Source organism: Ideonella azotifigens (genome assembly GCF_021043325.1).
Lineage (GTDB): Bacteria > Pseudomonadota > Gammaproteobacteria > Burkholderiales > Burkholderiaceae_C > Ideonella > Ideonella azotifigens.
Genome location: NZ_JAJNKD010000002.1, coordinates 708,390 through 733,740, shown reverse-complemented (window position 1 = coordinate 733,740; position 25,351 = coordinate 708,390). Strand labels below are relative to the sequence as shown.

The window sequence follows — 25,351 nt, the reverse complement described above, 5'->3', positions numbered from 1 at the left end:
ACGCCGGGGCAGGCCGATGGTCGCAGCGGCGCTTCAGCCGTGCAAGACCATCACGGCGACCGTGCCGCAATGCAGCAGCACCGTGCCCCAGTAGGCCTCGCGGAAACCGGGCTTCAGCGTCTTGTGGTGCAGCAGCAGGCGGGCCGCCCAGCCGGCAGGCCAGCCGCCCAGCAAGGCCAGCGTGTGCAGCAGCTTCTCCGGGATGCGCCAGCGGCCCTTGCGCGCGGCCTGCTTGTCCCAGGCGTAGACCAGGAAGGTCAGCAGGTTCAGCGCGGCCAGCGCCGGCCAGGTGGCGCCGGGCAGCCGGCCCTCGGAAATGCCGCGGGCCAGCAGCAGCAGCCAGACCACGGTGAACGCCAGCAGCAGCATGCTGGCCGGCGCGGCACGCCCTGCATGCGGCCTGACGCGGCGGCCGGCGGGCGGCGCGTTGGACCAGGCGCGGCTGACTTCGTCGGCAGCGGTGAGCGGCGCGTCACCCCAGCGCGGACGGCGCGAGGGCGAGCGCCACGTGGCACCGGCCACCGGCCGCACCAGCACTGCGCGCCGTCCGGGGCCGCTGTCGTGTGAGAGCTCGAAACACACCGCCTGGCCGATGGCCGGCACCGCACCGGGCGTGGCCGGCTCGAAGTCGGTGATGTGGAAGAAATAGCGCGTCTGCTCGGCCAGGACGAAGCCGTAGCCGCCCTCGGTTTCCCAGTGCTCGATGTGACCCAACTGCGACACGGCACCTTCCGGACAAACAACAACCGCACAAACTGGCCTGGGCGCAGCAAGCTGCTGCGGGCCACCGGGGGCCGCGAGTTGCCTCGCCCATCGCCATCCTGCCAGCGGCGCGCTGGCCTGCAAGGCGATTGCGGGCCGATTGTTGCTGCGAAGCGCATCGCATCTCCTCAAGCTTGAGGATGTCGCACCCGGCAGCGCCGAGTTTTGCCGCCTCCCCGGCGAGGCGGTGGCGGCACCGGGCCGGGTCAGCCCGGCTGCGCCGCCCCGGGCTGGGTCTCGGCGGCCAGCTCGCTGGGCAGTTCGCTGGGCTGCGGCCGCGCCGCATAACGCCGGGCCAGCCACGAGCAGACGAAGAGCTGCAGCTGGTGGTAGGCCATGATGGGCAGCACGACGATGCCCAGCGCGGGGCTGCCGGCGAACAGCAGGCGGGCCATGGGCACGCCGGAGGCCAGCGTCTTCTTCGAGCCGCAGAAGACGGCGACGATTTCGTCCGCCACCGGAAAGCCCATGGCCCGGGCCACGCGCCGGGTGAACCACAGCATGGGGAACAGGAACAGCGCGGCGCCGACCAGCGTCATCGCCAGCAGGCCCCAGCCGTGGTTGCGCCACAGGCCATCGGCAACCGAGTCGCTGAACGAGCACCAGACCAAGAGCAGGATCACGCCGCGGTCCACCAGCGTGGTGATGGGTTTGATCTTCTTGAAGAAGGCCGCGGCGAACAGCCGCGCGATCTGGCCCAGCGCAAACGGCAGCAGCAGCATCTGGGCGATCTTCAGCATCGTGTGGCCGAGCGCCATGCCCTGCCCGTTGGCACCGGTGAACACCAGGCTGGCCAGCAGCGGCGTGAGCACCGCGCCGATCAAGGTGGACAAGCTGGCGTTCAGCACCGCCGCGGCCACGTTGCCGCGCGCCAGCGCGGTCATCGCCACCGACGAGGACACGGTGGACGGCAGCACCGCAAGGTAGAAAAAGCCCAGCACCAGCTCGGGCGGCACCATGCTGCCTAGCAGCGTCTTCAGCAGCAGCCACCACAGCGGGAACAGCGCGAAGGTGCACAGCTGCACCAGCAGGTGCAGCCGCCAGCGCGAGGCGCCATGCAGCAGGCTCTCGCTGGACAGGCCGGTGCCGTGCAGGAAGAAGATCACGAAGATGCCGATGTTGCCCAGCTGGTCGGCATGCACGAGCCCGCCGCTGCGGCCCAGGTCCGGCCAGGCCGAAGCCAGCAGCACGGCGGCCAGCATGCCGAGCATGAAGCCATCGACCTTGCCGCGCTGGGCGGCGAAACGAGGGCGGCGGGGAAGCGGGCGGGAAGCGGTCATGCGGTGGAACAGTCGGTCTGCGAGACCGGTTAGGCTAGGCGCCAAAGGCACGGGCAACTGCCGCTCCTCCGCCAAGCCATGCCGCCGAACCGCCAAACTGCCCCCTCTTTCTCCGCCACGCTGCCCACCGGCCGCCCGCAGGCCGAGCGCAGCGTGCCGCGCCTGCCCAGGCTGCCGCGCGCGGTGCTGGCGCGTGTCGAGACGCTGCCGGCCGGCGCCTGGTCGGCCGAGCACAGCCACCCCTGGGGCCAGCTCTCCTATGCCAGCCAGGGCGTGCTGCAGGTGCACACCGCGGCGGGCCACTTCATCGCGCCGCCGGAGCGCGCGGTGTGGGTGCCGGCCGGCCTGCCGCACACCGTCGTCAACACCGGGCCGGCCGAGATGCGCAGCCTGTACGTGGCCAGCCCAGGCCACGGCATGCCAGGCGATTGCCGCGTGCTGGAAATCGACCCGCTGCTGCGCGAGCTGATCCTGGCCGTCTGCGCACTGCCCGAGCTGTACGACGAAGCCGGCGCCGAGGGCCGGCTGGTGCAGGTGCTGCTGGACCAGCTGGCCCAGGCCCGCCCGGCGGTGATGGCCTTGCCGCTGCCGACCGACAAGCGCCTCTTGCGCCTGTGCGCCGCGCTGCAGGCCCAGCCGGCCGACCTGCGCACCTGGGCCGGATGGGCGCAGGAGATCGGCATCAGCGAGCGCTCGCTGGTGCGGCTGTTCCAGCAGCAGACCGGGCTTGCGCCCGGCGCCTGGCGCCGCCGGCTGCGCCTGCTGCTGGCGCTCTCGCCGCTGGCCGCAGGCGACAAGGTGGCCGGCGTGGCGCTGGACAGCGGCTACGCCTCGGCCTCGGCCTTCATCACCGCCTTCAGCGCCGAATTCGGCGTGACGCCGGCGCAGATGTTCGCGGCCCGCTGAAGCGGCTCAGTCGCCCGCCAGCCGCTGACCCAGGAAATCCACGAAGGCACGGACCTTGGGCGACAGGTGGCGGCTGCTGGGCCACACGGCATGGAAGCGACCGCCGGGTGGCGTCTCGTGTTCAAGCACGGTGAGCAGCGCGCCATGCGCCAGCGGCTCGCGGATCAGGAAGTCCGGCATGTGGCCAATGCCCAGGCCACCCAGCGCCGCGCCGCGCACCGCCTCCATGTTGTTGAACACCAGGGTGCGGCGCAGATGCACGCCGGCGTCCGCCGTGCCATCCCCCAGCGTCCACTCCTGCAGCTTGCCGGCGTTCGGCTCGCGAAAACGGATGCCGTCGTGCTCGGCCAGCGCCTGCACGCTGCCCGGCACGCCGCGCTGCGCCAGGTAGGCCGGCGAGGCGCACAGCAGCGGGCGGTAGGGCCGCAACGGCCGGCTGACCAGCCGCGAATCGGGCAGCACGCCGCTGCGCAACGCCACGTCCACACCGTCATCGATCAGGTCCACCAGGCGGTCGTTGAAGTCCACCTCCAGCTCCACCGCCGGATGCTGCGCCAGGAACTCGGGCAACAAGGGCAGCAGCAAGTGGTAGGTGACCACCGGTGCGCTGACGCGCAGGCGGCCCCGCGGCTGCTGCATGGCGGCCGACAGCATGGCCTGCGCGTCTTCCAGGTCGTCCAGGATGCGGCGGCAGCGCTCGTGGAACAGCCGACCCTCCTCGGTCAGCGACACGCGACGGGTGCTGCGCTGCAGGAGCCGGACGCCCAGCTCCTGCTCCAGCCGGACCACCGCCTTGCCGACCGCCGAGGCGGACACCTCCAGCGCCCTGCCGGCGGCAACGAAGCTGCCGAGATCGGCGGTGCGGACGAAGGCGATCAGGCCGGTGAGTTTGTCCATGCGGGCAGCCGATTGCGGCCAATTTTTCCTGAATGAATGGATTTTCGGCCTGTTTATCGGCTGGGCGTGAAGTTCTATCGTGAAACCAGCCTGAACTTCGTTTCACCCCATTCCCATGTCGCCCTCCCATGCTTGCACCGCCGCTCATCCCGACGCCCGCGCCGAGCCCCGCCGCCAGGCCCGCACGCTGGCCGCCGTATGCCTGGCCTGCGCGGCCATGCCGATGACGTTCACCGGCCCGGCCGTGGCGCTCGGCGACATTGCCGACAGCTTTGCCGCCAGCCCCATCGCACTGGCCTGGGTCACGAATGCCTTCATGCTGGCCTTCGGCAGCAGCCTGATGGCGGCCGGTGCACTGGCCGACCGGCTCGGCCGGCGGCGGGTCTTCCGCTCCGGGCTGGCACTGTTCGTCGGCAGCTCGGCTGCGCTGGCCGCAGCGCCGTCGCTGTGGTGCTTCGATCTGCTGCGCGCGCTGCAGGGGCTGGCCAGCGCGGCGATCTTCGCCGGCGGCGCCGCGCTGCTGGCACAGGCCTTCGACGGGCCTGCGCACACCCGCGCCTTCAGCTGGCTGGGCACCAGCTTCGGCCTGGGCCTGGTGCTGGGCCCGGTGGCGGCAGGCCAACTGGCCACGGCCTTCGGCTGGCGTGCCATTTTCGCGCTGGTGATCGCGATGGCCGCGCTGGCCGCCGGGCTGGGTGCCGGCACCTTGCGCGAGTCGCGCACGCCGCAGGCCGGTGCCTTCGACTGGCGCGGTGCCACCAGCTTCACACTGGCGCTCACGGCGCTGACCTGCGCCGTGCTGCAGGCCGCCGCACGGGGCTGGGCCAATGCGCCGGTCGCCCTCGGGCTGCTCACTGCAGCGCTGCTGTTCGCCGCGTTCGTGCGCACCGAGCACCGCGCCCCGCAGCCGATGCTCGACCTGTCGCTGCTGCGCTACCGGCGTTTCATCGGCGTGCAATGCCTGGCCGCCGCGCCAGCCTATGCCTACGTGGTGCTGCTGGTGCTGTTGCCGGCGCGCTTTGCCGGCATCGAAGGCGCCTCGCCCGCCGTAGCCGGCTGGCGCATGGCGGCGCTGTCCGCCCCGCTGATGGTGCTGCCCATCGCCGCCGGTGCGCTGACGCGGTGGTTCGCGCCGGCCACGCTGTGCGGCGCCGGCTTGCTCGGCGCGGCCGGCGGGCTGTTCTGGCTGGCGCATGCGACAGGCGCACAGGCCCTGGTCGCGATGGCGTTGATCGGCGCCGGCATCAGCCTGCCCTGGGGCCTGATGGACGGGCTGGCGCTCAGCGTGGTGCCGCGCGAGCGGGCCGGCATGGCGGCCGGCATCTTCAGCACCACGCGGGTGGCCGGCGAAGGCGTGGCGCTGGCGCTGGTGGGCACGGCGCTGGCCGGGCTGGTCCGCATGCAGTTGCCGGCAGGCGAACCCATGGCTGCGGTCGCCCAGCAGCTCGCCGGGGGCCGGCTGCAGGCCGCCGCCGCGCTCGCGCCGGGCCTGTCCGCCCAGGCGCTGGCCCGGGCCTACGAACAGGCCTTTTCCTGGCTGCTGCTGGGGCTCTCAAGCATCACGCTGCTGACGGCAGCGGTCGTCTTCCTCTCGCTGCGGCACGGCTGCCGCGCAGACCAGGCCCGCCCGCTGCGCGGGCCCGCCTCACCGCCCTGAGCCGAACGCGGTACAAAGAGGCCACGCAAGAGGCCACGCCGCCGCCCATGCCACGCCCAGCCCCGCCCCTGCCCGCCATCGACCCCACCGCCTGCACCGGCTGCGGCCGCTGCATTGCCGCCTGCCCGCCCAAGGTGCTGTGGCTGGACACGCCCGACCCACGCGGCTTCGGCCCGAAGCATGCGGTGCTGCACGACGCAGCCGGCTGCACCGGCTGCGCAATCTGCCAGCGGCGCTGTCCGTTTGATGCGATCCGCATGGCCAGCGCCAAGGGCTGACCGGCACGGCTGGGGGGCGCTCTTTCCGCATTGCGGCCCACCCGCCGCTGGGGCAAGATGGCACGGCGCCGCGGCCCCGGCCCGGCACGAGCCTTGGCCGGGCCTCTTCGAGCCTGCATGGAACGCCTGTACCGCTTCTACCTTGCGCTGTCTCGCATCAGCCAGCTGATGGTGCGCGAGCGGGATGCGCAGACGCTGTTCACCGAGATGTGCCGTGCCTGCGTGGACACCGGCCATGCGCAGATGGCCTGCCTGTACCTGCGCGAAGGCCACCATGCCGTGCGTGCCGCCTCGGCCGGCCCGGCCGACGAATTCCTGGCCGATGTGCCGCAGCCCTGGGACATGAGCACCCCGGCGGCGCAACAGTCGTACACGGTTGCGGCCATGCGCGACGGCCTGCCGCTGGTCAGCCATGACTATGCCAACGACCCGCGTGCCGCCGCATGGCGCGAGCTGGCACTGCGCCATGGCGTGCGGGCGATGGCCTGGGTGCCGGTGCGGCGCGGCGGCAAGGTGATTGGCGTGCTGATGCTGTCGGCCGACGAGACCGGTTTTTTCACCGAGGCCTTGATGCAGCTGCTGACCGAGATGGTCGGCGGCGTGGCGTTTGCGCTGGAGCACATCGACCGCGAAGCCGCGCTGGTGGCGGCGCTGCGCCAGGCCGAGGAAGGCTTCGAGCGTTTCAGCCGGCTGTTCCACCTGGCACCGCTGCCGGGCGCCATCCTCTCGATGATCGACCGGCGGGTGATGGACGCCAACGAGGCTTGTTTCCAGCGCTACGGGGTGACGCGCGAAGAGCTGATGGGGCGCACCTTTTCCTCGCTCGGCATTGGCGTGGTGGCCGAGGGCCGCGCGCGCTTCTACGAAGAGATGCGCCAGCAAGGCCGTGTGCGCAACCTGATCACCACCTCGCTGGACCGCGCCGGAACGGTGCTGCCGGAGCTGATCAATGCCGAGGCCATCGAGTTCATGGGTGAGCCCTGCCACATCACGATGAGCCTGGACCTGAGCGCCCTGCGCGAGGCCGAGCAGGCACGCGACGCACTCGACCAGGCCAGGGCCGCCAGCCGCGCCAAGACCGAATTCCTCTCGCGCATGAGCCACGAGCTGCGCACGCCGCTGCACGCGGTGCTCGGCTTTGCCCAGCTGCTGCAGGCCGACGCGCCCGAGCAGCTCTCGCCGCGCCAGCAAACGCAGGTGTCCCACATCTGTGACGCCGGCTGGCACTTGCTGGCGCTGATCAACGACGTGCTGGACGTCTCCCGCATCGAGACCGGCCACTTGCGCGTGGACGCCCGGCCGACGGCGCTGCAGCCCTTGCTCGACGACGCCTTGCGCATGACCTCGCCGCAGGCCGGCACGCTGGCCGTGAGCATCGCCACGCCGTACAAGGACCAGGCCCCGCTATGGGTGCAGGCCGACCCTATCCGGCTGCGCCAGGTGCTGATCAACCTGCTGTCCAATGCCTTCAAGTACAACCGCCCCGCCGGCACGGTGCAGCTCAGCGCAAGGGCCGAGGACGGCCAGGTGATCGTCGAGGTCATCGACACCGGGCTGGGCATGACGCGCGACCAGCTGGCCCACCTCTACGAGCCTTTCAATCGCCTGGGCCGCGAGCGCGGCGGCATCGAAGGCGCCGGCATCGGCCTGGCCCTGACGCGCCAGCTCGTGCAGCTGATGCAGGGGCAGCTGTCGCTGGACAGCGAGGCCGGCGTGGGCACCCGAGCCTGCCTGACGCTGCCCTGGCGGCCTGCCGCCGCCTCCGGCCCCGAAGCCGAGCCTGGCCGCGTCGAAGACGCGGTTGCGGAGCAGCCCGCAAGCGCCCACCAGCCAGCCGGCGTGGTGCTTTACATCGAGGACAACCCGGTCAACGGCCAGCTCGTCGAGCAGATGCTGGCCCGCTGGCCCCAGGTGCGGCTGGTGCAGGCCGAAGACGGTGCCAGCGGCCTGGCCATGGCACGCACGCTGCAGCCGGACCTGGTGTTGCTGGACATGCACCTGCCCGACATGGATGGCCTGGCACTGCTGCACACGCTGCGCAGCAGCGCCGAGACCTGCCAGCTGCCGGTGGTGGCGCTGTCCGCCAGCGCCATGCCCGACGAAGTGGCCGCGGCGCTGGCGGGCGGCGCAACGGACTACTGGACCAAGCCGCTGGACTTCCTGCGCTTCACTGCCGACGTGCTTCGGCTGCTGCGCCCGCTGCGCACTGCCCCCAGCGCTAGCGCTGCCTGATCCGCCCGGCCCGCCGCAGCGCACCGTCGCCGGGCCTGCGCACGCCGAGGTGGCGCCGGCCACACCAAACCCGTGCGCAAAGCTTGCATACAAGTTGGCACGGGGTGTGCATACAAGCCTGGCATGGCCATCTCCCCGTCCGAAATCAGTGCACGCATCGTCGAAGCGGTGATGGCGCAGAAGCTGGCGCCCGGTTCGCGGCTGGGCGAGCAGCAGCTGGCCCTGCTGTTCGACTGCAGCCGCACCGTGGTGCGCGAGGCGCTGACGCGGCTGGCCGCGCGCGGCATCGTGACGGTGAGCGCGCGGCGCGGCTGGTACGTCATCGAACCCTCGCAGGACGAGGCGCGCGAGGCCTTCGAGGCGCGGCGGGTGATCGAGGTCGGCCTGATCCGCAGCAGCACCGGCCGCATGGACGCCGCGGCGCTGCGCAAGCTGCGCGCCCACGTGCAGCGCGAGAAGGCCGCGCTAAAGGGCGACGACGTCGGTGCGCGCAGCTTCCTGCTGGGCGACTTCCACGTCTGCCTGGCCGAATGCCTGGGCAACTCGCTGCTGGCCGACACGCTGCGCGACTTCACCGCCCGCACCACGCTGATCGCGATGCTCTACCAGTCGCAGCACGACGCAGCCGAGTCCTGCGAGGACCATGTGCGCATCGTCGAGGCGCTGGCGCGCGGCGACGCCGCCGAGGCCGAAACCCTGATGGCCGCGCACATCGGCACCGTGCAGGACGCCTTGCGCGCCAGCGACGACGAACACGACCCGCTGGCCCAGCTGCGCCAGGCCCTGGCCCCACTGCAACAGACCCAGCCCGCCCCGGCCCCGCGCCGTCGCAAGGCCAAGCCCGCAGCGAACGCATCAACCGACACCCCCACCGACGATCCCTCCCCTTACCTCGGAGCCCTGTTATGACTCATTCGCTGTCCAAGCGCCTGTTCACCACCGCCCTGACCGCGGCCGCCCTGCTGGCCGCCGCCGGTGCCGCCCAGGCCCAGAGCGCGCTGGAGAACATCCAGAAGTCCAAGACGCTGAAGGTCGCGATCCCGACCGACTACCCGCCCTACGGCTTTGTCGGCCCCGACATGGCGCCGCAGGGCCTGGACGTGGACATGGCACGGCTGATCGCCACCAAGCTGGGCGTGAAGGTCGAGCTGGTGCCGGTGACCAGCGCCAACCGCATCCCCTACCTGCAGACCAAGAAGGCCGACCTGGTGATCTCCACGCTGGGCAAGAACGCCGAGCGCGAGAAGGTGATCGACTTCACCGCCGCCTACGCGCCGTTCTTCCAGGGCGTGTTCGCACCGAAGAAGCTCAAGCTCACCTCCTTCGCCGACCTTTCGGGCAAGACCGTGGCCGTGACCCGCGGCGCGATGGAGGACCAGGAGCTGAACAAGGTTGCGCCGTCCAACGTGGACTTCCGCCGCTTCGAGGACAACAACGCCACCATGGCCGCCTTCATCGCCGGCCAGACGCAGACCATCGCAATGAGCGGTGCGGTGGCCGCCGAGATGATCCGCCGCAACCCGCAGGCCGGCGCCGAGTTCAAGCTGCTGCTCAAGGACAGTCCGTGCTTCGTCGGCATCGCCAAGGGCGAAGACGCGCTGAAGGCCAAGGTCAACGAGATCATCGCCGCCGCGAAGAAGGACGGCACGCTGGACGCGATGTCCAAGAAGTGGCTCGGCAAGACCGCGGGTGACTTGCCTCTGTAAACAGGCACTTCTTTATCACCTTCCGGCCCTGCGTTCCTTCACCGGAGTTTTCGCATGACCTTCGACTTCTGGGCCGTGCTGGCCGAATGGCCGCTGCTGCTCCAGGGCCTGGCCTGGACGCTGGGCCTCACCGTCGTCGCCACCCTCGTCGGCATGGCGGTAGGCATTGGCGGCGCCTGGGCCCGTGCCTGGGGGCCGGCGCCGCTGCGCTGGGCCGTGGGCGTGTACGTGGAGCTGATCCGCAACACGCCCTTCATCGTGCAGCTGTTCTTCATCTTCTTCGGCCTGCCGGCCGCGGGCGTGATGCTGACGCCGATCACCGCCTCGCTGATCGCGATGGTGCTGAACCTCGGTGCCTATGCGACCGAGATCATCCGCGCCGGGCTGCAGGCCACGCCGCGCGGGCAGATGGAAGCCGCGGTGAGCCTGGCGCTCAGCCCGGCGCAGGTCTTCTGGCGCGTGGTGCTGCCGCCGGCGCTGAAGAAGGTCTGGCCGGCGATGGTGAGCCAGATCATCATCGTGATGCTGGGCTCGGCCGTTTGCGGGCAGATCTCGGTCGAGGAGCTGAGCTACGCGGCCAACCTGATCCAGAGCCGCAACTTCCGCGCCTTCGAGGCCTACATCATCGCCACGCTGGCCTACCTGGCACTGGCCATCCTGGCGCGGCGTTTGTTCAACTGGCTTGGCCCGCGCTTCCTGTTCGGCAAGTGAAGAAGAAGGACATATCCGCATGACCGAATTCACTTCCTGGGACATCGTGCGCAACCTGCTGCTGGCGGTGCGCTGGACCGTGGTGCTGTCGCTGATCGCCTTTGTCGGCGGCAGCGTGGTCGGCGCGGCGTTGCTGGCGCTGCGGTTGCGCGGCGGCAAGGTGGCGCAGCACTTCATCGCCGGCTATGTGCAGGTCTTCCAGGGCACACCGCTGCTGATGCAGCTCTTCCTCGGCTACTTCGGCCTCGGGCTGCTGGGGCTGGACGTGTCGCCATGGACCGCTGCCGCGCTGGCCCTCACGCTCTACACCAGCGCCTACCTGACGGAGATCTGGCGCGGCTGTGTAGCGTCCATTCCCAAGGGCCAGTGGGAAGCGTCGACCAGCCTGGCCTTGTCGTTTGGCGAGCAGATGCGCCACGTGATCCTGCCGCAGGCGGTGAAGATCGCCACCGCGCCCACCGTCGGTTTCCTGGTGCAGGTCATCAAGGGCACGGCGCTGGCCTCGGTGATCGGCTTCGTGGAGCTGACCAAGGCCGGCTCGATGATCGCCAACGTCACCTTCCGCCCGTTCACCGTGTTTGCCTGCGTGGCGCTGTTCTATTTCGCGCTGTGCTTCCCGATCAGCCTGTTCGCGAAAAACCTCGAAAGGAAGACGAATGTCAGCCGTGCTTGAGACGACCGAGACGACCACTGCCGTGGGCGCGCCCGTGGTGCGCATCACCGCGCTGCGCAAGTCCTTCGGCACGAACGAGGTGCTCAAGGGCATTGACCTGGACGTGCTGCGCGGCGAGGTGGTCTGCATCATCGGCAAGAGCGGCTCGGGAAAGAGCACGCTTTTGAGGTGCATCAATGGCCTGGAGGAATTCCAGGACGGCTCGCTGACGGTGGACGGCAAGCCGCTGCTGCACGAAAGCGCGATGGCCATGCGCGCGCTGCGCCAGCGCGTGGGCATGATCTTCCAGGGCTTCAACCTGTTCCCGCACCTCAGCGTGGGCCGCAACGTGATGCTGGCGCCCACGCTGGTGAAAAAGCGCAGCGGCGCGGACGCCGAAGCGCAGGCGAAGAAGCTGCTGACCCGCGTGGGCCTGGCCGAGAAGTTCGACGCAATGCCCGAGCAGCTCTCCGGCGGCCAGCAGCAGCGCGTGGCGATTGCCCGTGCGCTGGCGATGGAGCCGGCCGTGCTGCTGTGCGACGAGATCACCTCGGCACTGGACCCTGAGCTGGTGGGCGAGGTGCTGCGCGTGGTCGAGAGCCTGGCCGACGAGGGCATGACGCTGCTGATGGTCACGCACGAAATGAGCTTCGCCCGCAAGGTCAGCGACCGCGTGATCTTCATGCACCAGGGGCGGGTGCACGAGATGGGCCCGCCGGCGGATTTGTTCGGCAGCCCGAAGACGCCGGAACTGCAGCAGTTCCTGTCTTCGTTGCACGATTGAACCGATTTGCCGTTCGGGCTGAGCATCTACACCGTTCGGGCTGAGCTTGTCGAAGCCCTGGCCCTTCGACAAGCTCAGGGTGAACGGAAAACACGACACCTCTCCCCGTTCGGGCTGAGCCTGTCGAAGCCTTCTTTGATTGGCATCCAACCTGGCGCCGCACAGGCCCTTCGACAGGCTCAGGGCGAACGGGTTGGGGGTGCTCAGGGCGAATGGGAAAAGAGAAACCTCTTTTTCCCCGCCCACTCAACTCCGCATCGTGAAGTTGCCACCGCTGCCTGAGCTCATGTACATGGACGGCGCCAGCGGCACCAGCCACCACATCAGCAGGTAGACCAGCAGGCCGGTGCCGCCGCAGACGAACAGCAGCACGAACAGCAGGCGCCAGGCCCAGGCGGCCAGGCCGGTGGACATCGCCAGGCCACCGCAGACGCCGCCAACCCAACGGTCATCGCGGCTGCGGCGCAGGCCGTTGACCGCGTCGACGATGGGCGAGCCACTGGGCGTGTGCTGCGCGTTGCCGGCCAGCACACGGGCCTTGGCGCGGGCAAATTCCTCGTCGCTCAGCACCCCGCTGCGGTGCAGTTCGCCAAGCTGGTTCAGTTGTTCGCTTTCAGTCATGTCAGCCTCCTGGGCCGTGGAGAGGGAATGACTGAAGCTTAGGCTTCGGCGCTGCCGGTGTCCGCCGGATGTGACCGATGGCGGCAGGGTCCGACGGACTGGCCGGTGCGCGCGACGAAGCGGCGCCGGGCTCAGCTCGACAGACCCGCCAGCGCCAGCCAGCGTGCATAAATGTGCGCGGCGGTAGCCTGGCTGTCGGCCAGGAAGCGCGTGGTGTCGGCCCGCATCGCTGCTTCGCCCTGCACCGTCGCGTGCTGCCGCAGCGGGTCGCCATCTTTCGGCGCTTCGCTGCACCAGCGGTTCAGCTTCTCGGCGTCCACCTCGATGTGGAACTGCATGCCCAGGTGCGGGCCGAAAGCGAAGGCCTGGTGCGGGCAGGCGGCATTGCCGGCCAGCAGCGTGGCGCCTGCGGGCAGGGCAAAGGTCTGGAAGTGCCACTGGTAGACCGGCAGCGGCGTGCCGCGGCCGAACCAGCCCTGCGCCAGCGGCGTCCCGGTTGGCGTGATGTGCGTCCAGCCGAATTCGGGCACCAGGTTGTCGGTCGTTGGCGCGCCAAGTGCCTTGGCCAGCATCTGGCCGCCCAGGCAATGGCCCAGCACCGGTCGGCCGCGCGCCACGGCATCGCGCAGCAGCGCTTCGGCGCGCGCGAGGAAAGGCAGGTTGTCGTTGACGCTCATCGCGCCGCCCAGCATCGCGATCGCGTCATACGGTTCGGCCGAGGCCGGCACTTCGTCGCCTGCAGCCACGCTGGCCAAGTCAAACGAGAGGCCCGACTGCTGCAACCACCGGGCGAGGTAGGCAGGTCCGTCGTCGGCCATGGGTTGCACGATGAGCAGGCGAGGGCGGGACGGCGAGGACATGGGGACCGCAAAGCAATTCGGGGGCCCGATGCTACGGCGACCGCCGCGCTACCATTCCACCCCAGGCACACCGCCCGTGCCTCCCACCCTCCAGACGGGGCAGCATTTCACATGCAGGGCTGGCGCACACCCATGGCCTTTGATCCGGCCGGTCGCGCAAGGAGGGACGCGAAGACGGCCGCCCATCGAAGGTGATCCCTCATGAAGCTCTCAGCGCCCATCCACGTCCTGAAGCAGCAGGCCAAGGCCTTGTCTCGCCAGGAAAACATCCGCCTGCATGCCGCGCTGGACCGCATCGCGGCGCGCGAAGGTTTCAAGGCCTGGAGCCACCTGGCGGCGCGCTGGCAACCCGAGTCGCCCGGTGCCGCGCTGTTCGCGCAGCTGCAGCCCGGCGACCTGGTGCTGGTCGGTTCCCGCCCCGGCCAGGGCAAGACGCTGCTGGCCATCGGCCTGGCGATAGAGGCCATGCAGCAGCGGCAACACGCGGCGCTGTTCACCATGGAATTCACCGCGGCCGACGTGGCCCGCTGCTTCGGCCAGCTGGGCCATGAACTGGCCGACTTCGGCGCGCGCTTCGTGCTCGACCTGTCCGAGCGGATTTCGGCCGAGCACATCGCCACGCGCCTGGCCGACGCACCACCGCGCACGCTGGCGGTGATCGACTACCTGCAGTTGCTGGACCAGCCGCGCGAGCACCCGCCGCTGGACCAGCAGGTGCGCACGCTGAAGGCCTTTGCGCAGGCGCGCCAGGCCATCGTCGTTTGCCTGTCGCAGATCCGCCGCGACTACGAAGCCGCCGGCCGGCCTTGCCCGGACCTGGACGACGTGCGCCTGCCCAACCCGGTGGACCTGTCGCTGTTCAGCAAGGCCTGCTTCCTGCACAACGGCAAGATGCAGCTGCTGATGGGGAGTTGAGCGGCAGTTGAACCCGGGTCAGGCCGCACGCGTCGCCCGCGTGGCCGCCTCGCGGCACAGCCGGTCGTCGCCCACCAGCGGCGACAGGCGCACACAGGCGTGCACCAGCTTGATCACATGGTCGTCATCCGACGCGATGGCCGCCGCGACCAGTGCCGGCCACTCGGCCGCCGGCCGAGGGACGCTGCGCGAGCCCAGCGGATCCATCGCCGGCAGGCGCGCGGCCATCCAGGCGGCGGTGAAGGCGTGGTCCAGCACCGCTTCATCGCAAGGCAACGCAGGGCCGTCCCAAGTTTCCTTGACCCCCTCGGGGGGCGGGCTGGGCATCGCCCGGCCCTGGGGGCGCCCGGAGGCCGCGCCCGCCAGCCAGGGCGACAGCAGGTCCACCGCGCGCAACCCGGTGACCATGTGCAGCACGGTGAAGTTGCCGCTGTCGGCGTAGGTGTTCAGCGCCAGCGTCACCAGTTGCTGCCAGCGCGCCGTCAATGACCCGGCCGGTGCCAGCGCGCCGGCCAGGCGGCGATAGACCGGCGTGGCGCTGGCCGCGCCCATGCGCAGCGAGATCAGCGGCGCGCTGCTGCGCCAGTCGGCCGCGGACTCGGCCAGTTGGCGCGACCAGTCGCGCAGCGGCAGGTGCAGCGGCGCTGGCTCCGGCGGCGCCAGCGGCTGCCAGCGCGCGGCCCAATACGCCAGCGCCGCGGCCAGCTCGCCTTCGTGCGCAGCTTCGACCGCGTGCGCCACGCGGATGGGCCCATGGAAGGCCGCCGCCGCAACGCCAGGCCACAGCCGCGGCAGCACGGCCTTCAGCACCGCGTCCCGCCGCTGTTCGGCCAGCGCCTCGGTGAACGCAGTGCGCAGGCCGGCGAAGGCGCTGAAGTCGCCCAGCCTGACGGGCCAGTCCACTGGCGCGGGCACCCAGGCCTGTGCGGGCGGCGCACCTTCGAAGCGACGCAGGTAGTGCGCGTAGAAGGCATGCAGACGCGCATCGCTGGCGCCAAGCTCGCTGAGCGCATGCAGCGCCATCGGCATGTGGCTGCTCAGCTCGTTGCGGGTTTCGGGTGGCAGCGCCAGGCTTTGGTCCAGCAGCTCGCGCAAGGCTGGGCGGCGCTGGCGGCGAACAGGCGCGGGCGTGGCCAGGGCTTGGCGGGCGGGCAGGTCGGCGAAGGAGAGCAGCGGCATGGCGAGGCGTCCTGTTGATGCGATGGTCGCCATGCTCGGAGTTAAAGTGAACTTGAAGTCAATAGCTTTTTTGATCCGGAGGATGACGCGCATGCCCGAATCGATCCGCCTCAGTGCCAGTTCGCCGCTGACCATCGGCGAGCTGGCGCAACGCGCTGGCGTCGCTCCCAGCGCCGTGCGCTTCTACGAGGCCGAGGGCTTGATGCGCAGCCAGCGCAGCGCCGCCGGCCACCGGCGTTACCCGCGCAGCGAGCTGCGCCGCATTGCCTTCATCCGCGCGGCGCAAAGCATCGGCCTGACGCTGGAGCAGATCCGCGCCGCGCTGGCCACGCTGCCCGAGCACCGCACGCCCACCAAGGCCGACTGGGAAAAGCTCAGCCGCGACTGGCGCACGCTGCTGGACGCCCGCATTGCCGAAATGACCCGGCTGCGCGACCAGCTCACCTCCTGCATCGGCTGCGGCTGCCTGTCGCTGAAGACCTGCGGGCTGTACAACCAGGGCGACCAGGCTGCGGCCAAGGGCCAGGGGGCGCGCTATTTGCTTGGCGACAGGCCGCCGCCAGCCCGCAACCCCAGGCGCTGAAGCCGCCGCCGGGCTTTGTACGATGCGGCCCGTCGTCCTTCTCCTTGCCTTGTGGTCCCGATGCGCCGTTTTGTCTTCCTGCTGGTCGCCATCAGCCTGCTCGCCGCCTGCGCCACCCTGGTCGCCCCCGCACTGGACCCGCGCTTCGGGCCCGCCGACCCGACCCGCTTCGACCATCCGGCGCCGCCGCCCGCTGGCGAGTCGTATGCGCTGACCGTCCAGCCCATCCTGGACCGGCGCTGCGTGGTCTGCCATGCCTGCTATGACGCGCCCTGCCAGCTGAAGACGACCAGCTGGGAAGGCATGACGCGTGGCGCGAACAAGACCCCGGTGTACGACGCGACGCGGCTGCTGGCCGCGCCACCTTCGCGGCTCTACGTGGACGCGCAGCTCAGCTCCGAGTGGCGCACGCGCGGCTTTTTCCCGGTGCTCAACGAGCAGGACCGCACGCCCGAGGCCAACCGCAGCGTGGGCCTGGTGCACCGCATGCTGATGCTCAAGCAGCAGCACCCGTGGCCGGCCGAATCAGCCGATGAAACCGCCCAGCAGGCGGCGCTGGACGTGTCGGCCGACCGGGCCGCAATGTGCCCCGCCGGCACCGAGATGGACGGCTACGAACGCAGCCTGCCGCAAGGCGGCATGCCTTATGGCCTGCCCGGCCTGCCGGCTGCCGAGCACCGGGTGCTGACCCGCTGGATCGAACAGGGCGCGCCAGCCGAAGCGCCGGCGCCGCTGCCAGCGGCCACGCAGCAGCAGGTCGCCCGCTGGGAGCAGTTCTTCAACGGCGACGCGCTGAAGACGCAGCTTTTCGCGCGTTATGCCTACGAGCACCTGTTCCTGGCCCACCTGTATTTCGACGGCGATGGCGCAGCACCGCAGCGCTTCTTCAAGCTGGTGCGCTCGGCCACGCCGCCGGGCCAGCCGTTGAAGGTGATCCCCACGGCGCGGCCGGTGGACGACCCGGCTGTCGGGCGCGTCTATTACCGGCTGGACCTGGAGCGCGAGACCCTCGTCGCGAAGACCCACATGCCGTACCGGCTGGACGCGCAACGCATGGCCCGCTGGCGCACGCTGTTCCTGGACGCCCCCTACACGGTGGACCGGTTGCCGGGCTACAGCGCCGACACGGCGGCCAACCCGTTTGCCACCTTCGCAGCGCTGCCGGTGGGCGCGCGCTACCGCTTCATGCTGGACGAGGCCGAGTTCACCATCATGGGCTTCATCAAGGGCCCGGTGTGCCGCGGCCAGATCGCGCTGGACGTGATCGAGGACCAGTTCTGGGTCAGCTTCCTGGCGCCGTCCGAGGCCTACGACAACGCGATGGCCAAGCTGCTGCAGCAGGACGTCAAGCTGATGAGCCTGCCCACCGGCCGCAGCAACACCGATGTGCTGGTCGCCTGGCTGGCTTACGGCCGGCTGGAAAGCGGCTACCTGAAGGCCCGCACCGCGCAATACACCGAGGCCCTGCAAAAGCCCGAGAACCTCACCGAGCAGCTGATCTGGGACGGCGAGGGCCACAACGACAACGCCGCGCTGACCGTCTTCCGCCACTTCGACAGCGCCAGCGTGGTCAAAGGCTTTGTCGGCGAATCGCCCAAGACCGCCTGGGTCATCGGCTACCCGCTGCTGGAGCGCATCCACTACCTGCTGGTGGCCAACTACGACGTCTACGGCAACCTGGGCCACCAGCTGAACTCGCGGCTCTACATGGACTACCTGCGCGCCGAGGGCGAGTTCAACTTCCTCGCGCTGCTGCCCCAGGCCCAGCGCATCCCCACGCGCAACCACTGGTACCGCGGCGTGGGCGAGGGCGGGCGCGAGCAGGTCTACGGCGGGCCCGGCACCACGCTGCCGCTCGAAAGCGGCATCCACTACACCAGCGCCAACCCGCAGCAGGAGCTCTACGACCTGCTGAAGAAGCGCCTCGCACCGGTGCTGGACCACCGCTTCGACTGGACCCGCCACAGCCCCGCCGCGCTGCGTGCCCCGCTGCAAGCGCTGGCCACGCTGCAAGGCGCGTCGCTGCAGTGGTTGCCCGAGATGACGCTGCTGCAGATCGACCAGCCCGACGGCAGCGCCAGCACCTGGACCCTGCTGCGCAACACCGCGCACGCCAGCGTCTCGCACCTGCTGGGCGAGCAGAAGGAACTGCTGCCGGCCGAGAACACGCTGACCCTGGCCCCCGGCGTGATCGGCAGCTACCCCAACGTCTTGCTGCGCGTGAAGGCCTCGGACCTGCCCGCGCTGACCACCGCGCTGCAGCAACTGCGCGCCAAGGCCGACTTCGACAGCCTCGCCCGCCGCTGGGCCGTGCGCCGCACCCACCCCGACTTCTGGGCCTTCAGCGACACCCTGCACCGCCGCTACGCCCACGACGACCCGCTGGGCGCCGGCATGCTGGACTACAACCGGCTGGGGGCCTGGTGAACCCCGGTAGCAGCCCAACAAAACCAATCGAATACCTTTTGCAGACCAGCTGACAGCTCTTGCATCCTGAATCAACCCTTGACGGCGGCTGAGTGCATAGCATCGCCGGCAGCGCTGGGGCACGGGGCGAAGATGCCTCCTACCCCAGGGCCGGGCCGCTTTTCGGCGGGCTGAAACCAGAGGGGCGAGACATGAACAAAAGCTTTCGAGGCGTCGCGGGTGTAGCGCTGGGACTGATGCTGGGCCAGGCGGCCTGGGCGCAGAACTGGCAACTGGTATGGCAGGACGAGTTCAACGGCAGCATCGGGCCGGACTGGGTGTTCGAGACCGGTGGCGGGGGCTGGGGCAACAACGAGCTGGAGTACTACCGCAAGGAAAACGCCACCATCGAAAACGGCAACCTGGTGATCACGGCCAAGCGCGAGGACTACGGCGGCTACCGCTACACCTCGGCGCGCATGAAGACGCAGGGCAAGAAGAGCTTCAAGTTCGGGCGCATCGAGGCGCGCATCAAGGCGCCTTCGTCGCTGGGCATGTGGCCGGCCTTCTGGGCGCTGGGCAGCAACATCAACACGGTGGGTTGGCCGGCCTCGGGCGAGATCGACATCATGGAGCACGTCAACGCCGAGTCGGACGTCTACGGCACGGTGCACTGGCAGGACCTGAGCGGCGGGCACGCGCAGTACGGCGGCCACACCGGCGCGAACGTGACGGGGTATCACGTCTACGCAGTGGAGTGGGACGCGAAGACCATCAAGTGGTTCGTCGACGGCACGCAGTACCACGTGATCGACATCACCAACGGGGTGAACGGCACCGAGGAATTCCAGAAGGATTTCTTCCTGCTGCTGAACCTCGCTGTGGGCGGCAACTGGCCGGGCTTCAACATCGACGAGGGCGCGATGCCGGCCAGGATGTACGTGGACTATGTGCGCGTCTACCAGGCCGGGGCCGGCGGCTTCAGCCAGCAGGTCGAAGCCGAGAACTTCGCCAACATGGCGGGGGTGCAGACCGAAGCCTGCTCGGAAGGCGGCCAGAACGTGGGCTGGATCGATGCCAACGACTGGATGGTCTGGAACGTCAATGTGCCCAGCGCCGGGACCTACACGCTGCAGTACCGCGTGGCCAGCCCCGGCGGCGGCGGCGTGATCCAGCTGGAGAAGGCCGGCGGCGCGCCGGTCTATGGCAGCGTGGCGGTGCCGGCCACCGGCGGCTGGCAGAACTGGACCACGGTGCAGCACCAGGTGCAGCTGCCTGCGGGCCAGCAGCAGATCGCCGTGAAGGCGCTGGCCGGTGGCTTCAACCTGAACTGGCTGAAGATCGTGCAGTGACCGGCAAGTGAGCCTCAGGCCAGCGCTGGCTGCCTCTTGAACCCAGCCAGCGCGCCGACCAATGATTCGGTCTGGCACCTCAGGCTCTCGGCCGCCGCGGCGGACTGCTCGACCAGCGCGCTGTTCTGCTGCGTCGTCTGGTCGATCTGGATCATGGCGCTGCTGACCCGTTCAATGTCGTGGCGCTGTTCGGACGTGGCGTGGCTGATCTCCGAAGCCAGGTCGTTGACGCGCTGGATGCGGGTGACGATTTCCTGCATCGTCCGGCCGGCCGCGTCGACCTGGGCCGAGCCGGCCTCGACGCGTTCGACGCTGGCGCCGATCAGGCTCTTGATCTCCTTGGCCGCCGCCGCGCTGCGCTGCGCCAGGCTGCGCACCTCGGTGGCGACGACCGCAAAGCCGCGGCCTTGCTCGCCGGCCCGCGCTGCTTCGACGGCAGCGTTCAGCGCCAGGATGTTGGTCTGGAAGGCAATGCCGTCGATCACGCCGGTGATGTCGGCAATGCGCTTGCTGGCGCTGCTGATCTCGCCCATGGTCGCAACGACCTGGTTGACCGCGGTGCCGCCGCGCTCTGCCACGGCGCGGGCATCGCCGGCCAGCTCGGTGGCCTGGCGCGCGGCGTCGGCATTGGTCTGCACCGAGGTGGTCAGCTGCGACATGGCGCTGGCCGTCTGCTGCACATGGCCGGCCTGGGCTTCGGTGCGCTGGCTGAGGTCCGCATTGCCGCTGGCAATCTCGGATGAGCCGGTGGCGATGGACGAACTGGCCTGCTCGATCTGGCCGACCAGCTGGCGCAGGCGCGTCTGCATGTCGCCCATCGCGCCCAGCAGGCTGTCGGCCTGCACATTGGCGGGCATTGGCGAGTCCAGGTCACCGTCGGCAATGCGGCGCACGATACGCGTCACGTCGCCCGGGTCGCCGCCCAGCTGGCGCATGGTGCTGCGCACCACCCACCACGAGGCGATGACCGCCGCCACCAGGCCGGCCGCGCAAAGCGCCAGCGCCAGCGTGCGCGCGGCGGCCAGCGCACCTGCGCCTTCGCCGCTGCGGTCTTTCACCTCCTCGCGCTGCAGGTCGATCAATTCGGCAAAGGCCTTGGTGACCGCCGTGCCGGCCGGGTTTGCGCGGGTCTTGCGCAGCTCGGTGGCCTCGTCGATCTTGTCAGCTTCCAGCAGCTTGAACAGGTCCACGCGGGCCTCGGCATAACGCGGGAAGGCCTCGCGCAGCTCGCTGACCTTGGCCTGCACCGCGGGGCTGTGCGGCTTGCTGGCAAACGCGTCCATCGCCTGCTCGAAATCAGTGCGCAGCTTGGGACTGGCCGCAGCCACCTTGGCGCGGGTCTCGGCGTCGATCGGTGACATGTAGTACGCCACGCCATGACGCATGGCCCAGATGGCGGCCTGCGCGTCGGCAATGGCCGTGGTGCCCAGCGTGGCCTCTTGCTCGACCGCCAGCGCGGTCGACGCGGTGGACGCCAGCCGCCAGGACAGCCCGGCGCACAGCAGGAGGAGCGCGGCCAGCAGGCCGAAGGCGGCATAGAGCCGGGTAGCAAGAGTGGTGCGATTCATGGCGGGCCGTGGTGAAGAACGTTTGCGCCCCCTGATGCGGCGCCTTGTCCGGGTCTTCGGTCCCGCGCGGCGGATGTGAAGCCCCCATTTGGCGAATGTGTCGGGATTCCGACCCTTCATGACCGCCACGCCGCAGAGCTGGGGCGGTCCTTCACGCCACACCGCAGCGTTTGCGTTTTTTCACGCGCATCAGCTGCCCCTGCGCTCAACGGGCCGTTGGCGCGGCCGATAGCGGGGGAGTCCTCACGCCGCCGGCTGTCATCGCCCCGGCACCGTCTCACCCCCACTGCATACCGAACACACGGTGCGGACCGTCCCCCAAAGGAGTTTCTCGATGAAGATTTTCATGATTGGCACCCAGCGTTCGGGTTCCAACCTGCTGCGCCTGATGGTCAACCAGGCGCCCTCGATCGCCGCCCCGCACCCGCCGCATTTCATGGAGCGTTTCACGCCGCTGCTGCCGGCCTACGGCGACCTGCGCGACGAGGCCAATTTCGCGCGCCTGGTGGACGATGCAGTGACCATGGTCGAGCGCAACCCGGTGCCCTGGGGCGTGAGCTTCGACCGCACCGAGATCCGCGCGCGCTGCCGCGACAACAGCCTGGTCGCCATCTTCGGCGCGGTGATGGACCGCATGGCCGAGGCCAATGGCAAGCCGCACTGGATGTGCAAGTCGCTGGCCAATGTGCACTTCCTGCCCGAGATCGAGCGCTACTTCGGCGCCGAAGCCCGTTACCTCTACCTGTACCGCGACGGGCGCGATGTGTGCCTGTCGTTCCTGAAGGCTGTGGTCGGCGAGAAGACCGCCTTCCACGTCGCCAGGCAGTGGGACCTGGAGCAGCAGCTGGCACTGGAATGTGGCCGCCGCGTGCCGGCCTCGCAGTATTTGGCGCTTTCATATGAAGAGCTGACCAGCAACTCGGAATCGACGTTGAAGCTGCTGTGCCGCTGGCTGGGCATCGAGTTCCACCCCGGCATGCTGGACTTCCACCAGTCCGAAGAAGCCAGCAAGACGGCCGCCTCCGGCCAGATGTGGGCCAACGTGCGCAAGCCGGTGATGGCCAGCAATACCAAGAAGTGGCTCAAGAGCATGTCGCGCGACGAGATCATCGACTTCGAGTCGGTCGCCGGCCGCTCGCTGACCGAGCTGGGCTACGACCTCGAAGTGGCCGGCAAGCAAGAACCGGTGCGCAGCTACGACGCCTCGGCGCTGGACGCGCTGGACGCCGAAAACCGCCGCCGCAAGGCCGCCGTCAAGGAAGAGCTGTCGCCGGAAGACGCGGCCGCCCGCAAGCCCCAGGAAGACCTGCTGGCCGCCATCCGCGCCCGCAAGGTCGCGGCCTGACGGCCGGGCTGGGCAGCCTCAAGCGGAAGGTCACACGGAAGGTCGCGCAGAAAGTCACCCAGAAGGGCGGCCGACTCGAGCACGCGGCACGCCCTCCTGTCAAGAGTCGCAATCCGCGGAAAAGCGGGGGCTTTCCGCGGGCAGTTCATCGAATTGATTCAGGGTGCAGTTTCGGACACTTCTTATGCGCAAACAGTGCTTGGATGCCTCTTAAGGAAGGTTTCTTCCGCATAGGGCAGAAATCAGCACCTGCTTGCCATCCACCCCCCCAGCCCCACAAGAAGAGGCCTTCGATGGCCCCACTCAAGGAGTGTTTCCAGTGAAAGTCTTCATGATCGGAACCCAGCGTTCGGGTTCCAACCTTCTGCGCCTGATGGTCAACCAGGCCGAGTCCATTGCGGCGCCGCACCCGCCTCACCTGCTTGAGCGCTTCACCCCGCTGCTGCCGGCCTACGGCGATCTGCGGGACGAGGCGAACTTCGAGCAGCTGATCGACGACGCCGTGACGATGATCGAGCGTAACCCAGTGCCCTGGGGCGTGGCGTTCGACCGCGCCGAGATCCGCGCTCGCTGCAGGGAGAACAGCCTGGTGGCCATCTTCGGCGCGGTGATGGACTCCATGGCCGAGGCCAACGGCAAGCCGCACTGGATGTGCAAGTCGCTGGCCAACGTGCACTTCCTGCCCGAGATCGAGCGCTACTTCGGCAGCGAAGCCCGCTACCTGTACCTGTACCGCGACGGACGCGATGTCTGCCTGTCCTTCCTGAAGGCGGTGGTCGGCGAGAAGACCGCCTTCCACGTGGCCCAGCAGTGGCAGCGCGAGCAGATGCTGGCGCTGGAATGCGGCCGCCGCGTGCCGGCCACCCAGTACCTGGCGCTGTCCTACGAGGAACTGACCCGCAACTCGGAGTCCACGCTGCAGCTGCTGTGTCGCTGGCTGGGCATCGACTTCCATCCGGCGATGCTGGACTTCCACCAGTCCGAAGAAGCCAGCAAGACCGCAGCCTCGGGCCAGATGTGGGCCAACGTGAAGCAACCGGTGATGGCCGGCAACAGCAAGAAGTGGCTCAAAGGCCTGACCCGCGACGAGATCATCGACTTCGAGTCGGTGGCCGGCGACGCACTGGTGGCGCTGGACTACGAGCTGGAACTGGTCGGCACGCAGGAACTGCCGCGCAGCTACGATGAGGCCATGATGATGGCCCTGGGTGCAGAAAACCGCCGCCGCAAGTCCGCGGTGCGGGAGGAACTCTCCCCCGAAGACGCCGCTGCCCGCAAGCCGCAGGAAGACCTGCTGGCCGCCATCCGCGCCCGTGGCGTGGCGGCCTGAACGAGGCGCCGCCATGAACACCACCACGTTGACCCCGCCCTCGCCTCCCGATGAAGCATTGCCGGGCCCCCGCAAGGCCCTGCTGTTCGCCGACTGCGTGGTGCTGGGGCTGACCGCCTGGGGCGGCTTCATGGCGCTGCTGGCGCAGGCGCAGACACGCTTCGTCAAGCAGCGCCAATGGCTGTCCGAGCAGGACTTCGGTGACCTGATCGCCCTGGTCGTGATGCTACCGGGCCCCCAGGCCGTCAACGCGCTGGCGGTGATGGGCTACCGACTGGCCGGCTGGGGCGGCTTTGCCGCGGCGCTGGCCGGCATCGTGCTGCCGGGCTTCGTGATCACGTTGATGCTGTGGGGCGGCTACGCGCTGCTGGCGCAGCATCCCGACCTGCAGCGCGCGCTGATGGCGGGCGTGCTGCCACCGCTGGCCATGATCCTGGGGCAGGCCGCCTTCAACCAGGCCAAGAAGGCCACGCCAGGCCTGAAGGAGCGGGGGCTGGCGGTTGTCTGCGGCGTGTTGCTGCTGGCGGTGCCGTACTGGGGCGCGGCCATCTACGTGCTGGCCATGGCGGCGCTGGTGGCGCTGTTCACCTGGCCTGCGCCCAAGGTGGTGGCACCCGAGGCCGCGCAGCGCCGCCTGCATCCTCTGGCACTGGCCTTGTGCATCGCCCCTGCGGGCCTGGCGCTGTTCCAGGTGGTGCCGGCGCTGCTGCCCGAGGTGCTGCTGGCCAAGGTCGGCCTGGTCTTTGGCGGGCTGAGTACCACGCTCTTCGGCGGCGGGCTGGTCATGGTGCCGATGCTCGAAGGCCTGATCGTGGACCACCTGGGCTGGCTGGACCATGCCAGCTTCAGCGCCGGCCTCGCGGCCAGCCAGGTCACGCCGGGCCCCATCCTCAGCATCGCCACCTTCACCGGCATGCAGGTGGCCGGCCTGGGTGGCGCGCTGATCGCCACGCTGGGCATCTACCTGCCCACCGCGGTGATTTCCGTGGGCGTGAACAGCATGACCGAGCAGCTCAAAGGCTCGCGCCGCTTCCAGCACGCCATGCTGGGTGTGCGCAGCGCGGTGGTCGGCCTGATCGCCGGCGGCGCAATCTCGCTGCTGCTGAAGCTGCCGGGGCACGGCCTGTCGTGGCAGGGCGGGCTGATGGTGGCGGTGGCCTGGCTGCTGGTCTGGCGGCTGAAGCAGCCGCCCTACCTGACGCTGCCGGTGGGCGTGCTGCTGGCGTGGCTGTTGTTGTGACCTGAGGTTGTGAGCTGAGAAGCTCTGCAGGCCCAGTCCCACACGGGATGGGTCGGCTGGCTGACAGCCACGGCGCGGGCCGGGGGC

At 69.5% G+C, this 25,351-nt stretch carries 23 protein-coding genes; 16 read left to right on the top strand and 7 right to left on the bottom strand.

The annotated features are described in order from the left end of the window. Positions 1-33: 33 nt before the first annotated feature. Both LRH25_RS07980 and LRH25_RS07975 read right to left on the bottom strand, forming a co-directional pair. Complete coding sequence (locus tag LRH25_RS07980) at positions 34-723, bottom strand: DUF1294 domain-containing protein (protein ID WP_231010650.1); 690 nt, start codon at positions 721-723, stop codon at positions 34-36. Between the two features lie 245 nt (positions 724-968). Continuing rightward, the gene (locus LRH25_RS07975) at positions 969-2,042 is read right to left on the bottom strand and encodes a bile acid:sodium symporter family protein (RefSeq protein WP_231010648.1); all 1,074 of its coding nucleotides are present in this window, start codon (positions 2,040-2,042) and stop codon (positions 969-971) included. Between the two features lie 78 nt (positions 2,043-2,120). Between LRH25_RS07975 and LRH25_RS07970 the strand changes: the two genes are divergently transcribed. Beyond that, positions 2,121-2,948 carry an AraC family transcriptional regulator gene (locus tag LRH25_RS07970; RefSeq protein ID WP_231010646.1) on the top strand — a complete coding sequence of 276 codons (828 nt, stop codon included), beginning with the start codon at positions 2,121-2,123 and terminating at the stop codon, positions 2,946-2,948. Between the two features lie 6 nt (positions 2,949-2,954). Here LRH25_RS07970 and LRH25_RS07965 read toward each other — a convergent pair whose 3' ends face one another. Then, entirely contained in the window at positions 2,955-3,845 is an 891-nt protein-coding gene (locus LRH25_RS07965) for a LysR family transcriptional regulator (RefSeq protein ID WP_231010644.1), read from the bottom strand. A gap of 115 nt (positions 3,846-3,960) precedes the next feature. Between LRH25_RS07965 and LRH25_RS07960 the strand changes: the two genes are divergently transcribed. From LRH25_RS07960 to LRH25_RS07925, 8 genes are all read left to right on the top strand, one after another. Further along, the gene (locus LRH25_RS07960) at positions 3,961-5,502 is read left to right on the top strand and encodes an MFS transporter (RefSeq protein WP_231010642.1); all 1,542 of its coding nucleotides are present in this window, start codon (positions 3,961-3,963) and stop codon (positions 5,500-5,502) included. A 47-nt stretch (positions 5,503-5,549) separates the two neighbouring features. Beyond that, on the top strand, positions 5,550-5,780 hold the full coding sequence (locus LRH25_RS07955; protein WP_231010639.1) for an ATP-binding protein: 231 nt from the start codon (positions 5,550-5,552) through the stop codon (positions 5,778-5,780). A gap of 117 nt (positions 5,781-5,897) precedes the next feature. Beyond that, positions 5,898-8,012, top strand: a complete 2,115-nt coding sequence (locus LRH25_RS07950; protein ID WP_231010637.1) for a hybrid sensor histidine kinase/response regulator — start codon at positions 5,898-5,900, stop codon at positions 8,010-8,012. 123 nt (positions 8,013-8,135) lie between these two features. After that, on the top strand, positions 8,136-8,921 hold the full coding sequence (locus LRH25_RS07945; protein ID WP_231010627.1) for a GntR family transcriptional regulator: 786 nt from the start codon (positions 8,136-8,138) through the stop codon (positions 8,919-8,921). Beyond that, entirely contained in the window at positions 8,918-9,718 is an 801-nt protein-coding gene (locus LRH25_RS07940) for a transporter substrate-binding domain-containing protein (protein ID WP_141289151.1), read from the top strand. The genes LRH25_RS07945 and LRH25_RS07940 overlap by 4 nt, the downstream gene beginning before the upstream one ends. A gap of 54 nt (positions 9,719-9,772) precedes the next feature. Next, positions 9,773-10,429 carry an amino acid ABC transporter permease gene (locus tag LRH25_RS07935; protein ID WP_141289153.1) on the top strand — a complete coding sequence of 219 codons (657 nt, stop codon included), beginning with the start codon at positions 9,773-9,775 and terminating at the stop codon, positions 10,427-10,429. A 19-nt stretch (positions 10,430-10,448) separates the two neighbouring features. Beyond that, a complete protein-coding gene (locus LRH25_RS07930; protein WP_141289155.1) occupies positions 10,449-11,102 on the top strand; it encodes an amino acid ABC transporter permease in 654 nt (217 codons plus the stop codon). Continuing rightward, positions 11,086-11,865 (top strand): amino acid ABC transporter ATP-binding protein, encoded by a 780-nt coding sequence (locus LRH25_RS07925; protein WP_141289157.1) that lies wholly within the window; start codon positions 11,086-11,088, stop codon positions 11,863-11,865. The genes LRH25_RS07930 and LRH25_RS07925 overlap by 17 nt, the downstream gene beginning before the upstream one ends. A 246-nt stretch (positions 11,866-12,111) precedes the next feature. Here the strand turns inward: LRH25_RS07925 and LRH25_RS07920 are convergent, their stop codons facing one another. Together LRH25_RS07920 and LRH25_RS07915 are read right to left on the bottom strand one after the other, a co-directional pair. After that, complete coding sequence (locus LRH25_RS07920) at positions 12,112-12,486, bottom strand: PspC domain-containing protein (RefSeq protein WP_141289159.1); 375 nt, start codon at positions 12,484-12,486, stop codon at positions 12,112-12,114. A 131-nt stretch (positions 12,487-12,617) separates the two neighbouring features. Next, complete coding sequence (locus tag LRH25_RS07915; RefSeq protein ID WP_141289161.1) at positions 12,618-13,346, bottom strand: type 1 glutamine amidotransferase; 729 nt, start codon at positions 13,344-13,346, stop codon at positions 12,618-12,620. 201 nt (positions 13,347-13,547) lie between these two features. On the opposite strand from LRH25_RS07915, the gene LRH25_RS07910 reads away from it, so the two are divergent. Beyond that, positions 13,548-14,261: a DNA helicase gene (locus LRH25_RS07910; RefSeq protein WP_141289163.1), complete on the top strand. Its 714-nt coding sequence runs from the start codon at positions 13,548-13,550 to the stop codon at positions 14,259-14,261. 18 nt (positions 14,262-14,279) lie between these two features. Here LRH25_RS07910 and LRH25_RS07905 read toward each other — a convergent pair whose 3' ends face one another. Next, entirely contained in the window at positions 14,280-15,440 is a 1,161-nt protein-coding gene (locus LRH25_RS07905) for a questin oxidase family protein (protein WP_231010625.1), read from the bottom strand. Between the two features lie 91 nt (positions 15,441-15,531). Here LRH25_RS07905 and soxR point away from each other — a divergent pair, with 91 nt between their 5' ends. The 3 genes from soxR (at position 15,532) to LRH25_RS07890 (ending at position 19,781) form a co-directional block, all read left to right on the top strand. Then, the gene (gene soxR / locus LRH25_RS07900; RefSeq protein ID WP_141289619.1) at positions 15,532-16,023 is read left to right on the top strand and encodes a redox-sensitive transcriptional activator SoxR; all 492 of its coding nucleotides are present in this window, start codon (positions 15,532-15,534) and stop codon (positions 16,021-16,023) included. Between the two features lie 60 nt (positions 16,024-16,083). Continuing rightward, a complete protein-coding gene (locus LRH25_RS07895; protein ID WP_141289620.1) occupies positions 16,084-18,450 on the top strand; it encodes a fatty acid cis/trans isomerase in 2,367 nt (788 codons plus the stop codon). A 191-nt stretch (positions 18,451-18,641) separates the two neighbouring features. Beyond that, the gene (locus LRH25_RS07890) at positions 18,642-19,781 is read left to right on the top strand and encodes a carbohydrate-binding protein (RefSeq protein ID WP_141289621.1); all 1,140 of its coding nucleotides are present in this window, start codon (positions 18,642-18,644) and stop codon (positions 19,779-19,781) included. Between the two features lie 14 nt (positions 19,782-19,795). Here the strand turns inward: LRH25_RS07890 and LRH25_RS33025 are convergent, their stop codons facing one another. Beyond that, entirely contained in the window at positions 19,796-21,349 is a 1,554-nt protein-coding gene (locus LRH25_RS33025) for a methyl-accepting chemotaxis protein (RefSeq protein WP_310742416.1), read from the bottom strand. Positions 21,350-21,683: 334 nt separating this feature from the next. Here LRH25_RS33025 and LRH25_RS07875 point away from each other — a divergent pair, with 334 nt between their 5' ends. The 3 genes from LRH25_RS07875 to chrA all read left to right on the top strand — a co-directional run bounded on the left by LRH25_RS07875 (position 21,684) and on the right by chrA (position 25,264). Beyond that, positions 21,684-22,694, top strand: coding sequence for a sulfotransferase family protein (locus LRH25_RS07875; protein WP_141289060.1), 1,011 nt, complete (start codon positions 21,684-21,686; stop codon positions 22,692-22,694). Between the two features lie 319 nt (positions 22,695-23,013). Continuing rightward, the gene (locus tag LRH25_RS07870; RefSeq protein ID WP_141289062.1) at positions 23,014-24,024 is read left to right on the top strand and encodes a sulfotransferase family protein; all 1,011 of its coding nucleotides are present in this window, start codon (positions 23,014-23,016) and stop codon (positions 24,022-24,024) included. Positions 24,025-24,037: 13 nt separating this feature from the next. Beyond that, entirely contained in the window at positions 24,038-25,264 is a 1,227-nt protein-coding gene (chrA, locus tag LRH25_RS07865; protein ID WP_141289064.1) for a chromate efflux transporter, read from the top strand. Positions 25,265-25,351 lie beyond the last annotated feature (87 nt).

What these genes read in the sequence shown, in the direction of transcription:
- LRH25_RS07970 (WP_231010646.1), top strand. Translation starts at nt 2,121, where the DNA reads ATGCCGCCGAACCGCCAAACTGCCCCCTCTTTCTCCGCCACGCTGCCC.
- LRH25_RS07975 (WP_231010648.1), bottom strand. Translation starts at nt 2,042, where the DNA reads ATGACCGCTTCCCGCCCGCTTCCCCGCCGCCCTCGTTTCGCCGCCCAG.
- LRH25_RS07925 (WP_141289157.1), top strand. Translation starts at nt 11,086, where the DNA reads ATGTCAGCCGTGCTTGAGACGACCGAGACGACCACTGCCGTGGGCGCG.
- LRH25_RS07960 (WP_231010642.1), top strand. Translation starts at nt 3,961, where the DNA reads ATGTCGCCCTCCCATGCTTGCACCGCCGCTCATCCCGACGCCCGCGCC.
- chrA (WP_141289064.1), top strand. Translation starts at nt 24,038, where the DNA reads ATGAACACCACCACGTTGACCCCGCCCTCGCCTCCCGATGAAGCATTG.
- LRH25_RS07935 (WP_141289153.1), top strand. Translation starts at nt 9,773, where the DNA reads ATGACCTTCGACTTCTGGGCCGTGCTGGCCGAATGGCCGCTGCTGCTC.
- LRH25_RS07940 (WP_141289151.1), top strand. Translation starts at nt 8,918, where the DNA reads ATGACTCATTCGCTGTCCAAGCGCCTGTTCACCACCGCCCTGACCGCG.
- LRH25_RS07955 (WP_231010639.1), top strand. Translation starts at nt 5,550, where the DNA reads ATGCCACGCCCAGCCCCGCCCCTGCCCGCCATCGACCCCACCGCCTGC.
- LRH25_RS07910 (WP_141289163.1), top strand. Translation starts at nt 13,548, where the DNA reads ATGAAGCTCTCAGCGCCCATCCACGTCCTGAAGCAGCAGGCCAAGGCC.
- LRH25_RS33025 (WP_310742416.1), bottom strand. Translation starts at nt 21,349, where the DNA reads ATGAATCGCACCACTCTTGCTACCCGGCTCTATGCCGCCTTCGGCCTG.
- LRH25_RS07950 (WP_231010637.1), top strand. Translation starts at nt 5,898, where the DNA reads ATGGAACGCCTGTACCGCTTCTACCTTGCGCTGTCTCGCATCAGCCAG.
- LRH25_RS07965 (WP_231010644.1), bottom strand. Translation starts at nt 3,845, where the DNA reads ATGGACAAACTCACCGGCCTGATCGCCTTCGTCCGCACCGCCGATCTC.
- LRH25_RS07895 (WP_141289620.1), top strand. Translation starts at nt 16,084, where the DNA reads ATGCGCCGTTTTGTCTTCCTGCTGGTCGCCATCAGCCTGCTCGCCGCC.
- LRH25_RS07890 (WP_141289621.1), top strand. Translation starts at nt 18,642, where the DNA reads ATGAACAAAAGCTTTCGAGGCGTCGCGGGTGTAGCGCTGGGACTGATG.
- LRH25_RS07945 (WP_231010627.1), top strand. Translation starts at nt 8,136, where the DNA reads ATGGCCATCTCCCCGTCCGAAATCAGTGCACGCATCGTCGAAGCGGTG.
- soxR (WP_141289619.1), top strand. Translation starts at nt 15,532, where the DNA reads ATGCCCGAATCGATCCGCCTCAGTGCCAGTTCGCCGCTGACCATCGGC.
- LRH25_RS07905 (WP_231010625.1), bottom strand. Translation starts at nt 15,440, where the DNA reads ATGCCGCTGCTCTCCTTCGCCGACCTGCCCGCCCGCCAAGCCCTGGCC.
- LRH25_RS07920 (WP_141289159.1), bottom strand. Translation starts at nt 12,486, where the DNA reads ATGACTGAAAGCGAACAACTGAACCAGCTTGGCGAACTGCACCGCAGC.
- LRH25_RS07875 (WP_141289060.1), top strand. Translation starts at nt 21,684, where the DNA reads ATGAAGATTTTCATGATTGGCACCCAGCGTTCGGGTTCCAACCTGCTG.
- LRH25_RS07915 (WP_141289161.1), bottom strand. Translation starts at nt 13,346, where the DNA reads ATGTCCTCGCCGTCCCGCCCTCGCCTGCTCATCGTGCAACCCATGGCC.
- LRH25_RS07930 (WP_141289155.1), top strand. Translation starts at nt 10,449, where the DNA reads ATGACCGAATTCACTTCCTGGGACATCGTGCGCAACCTGCTGCTGGCG.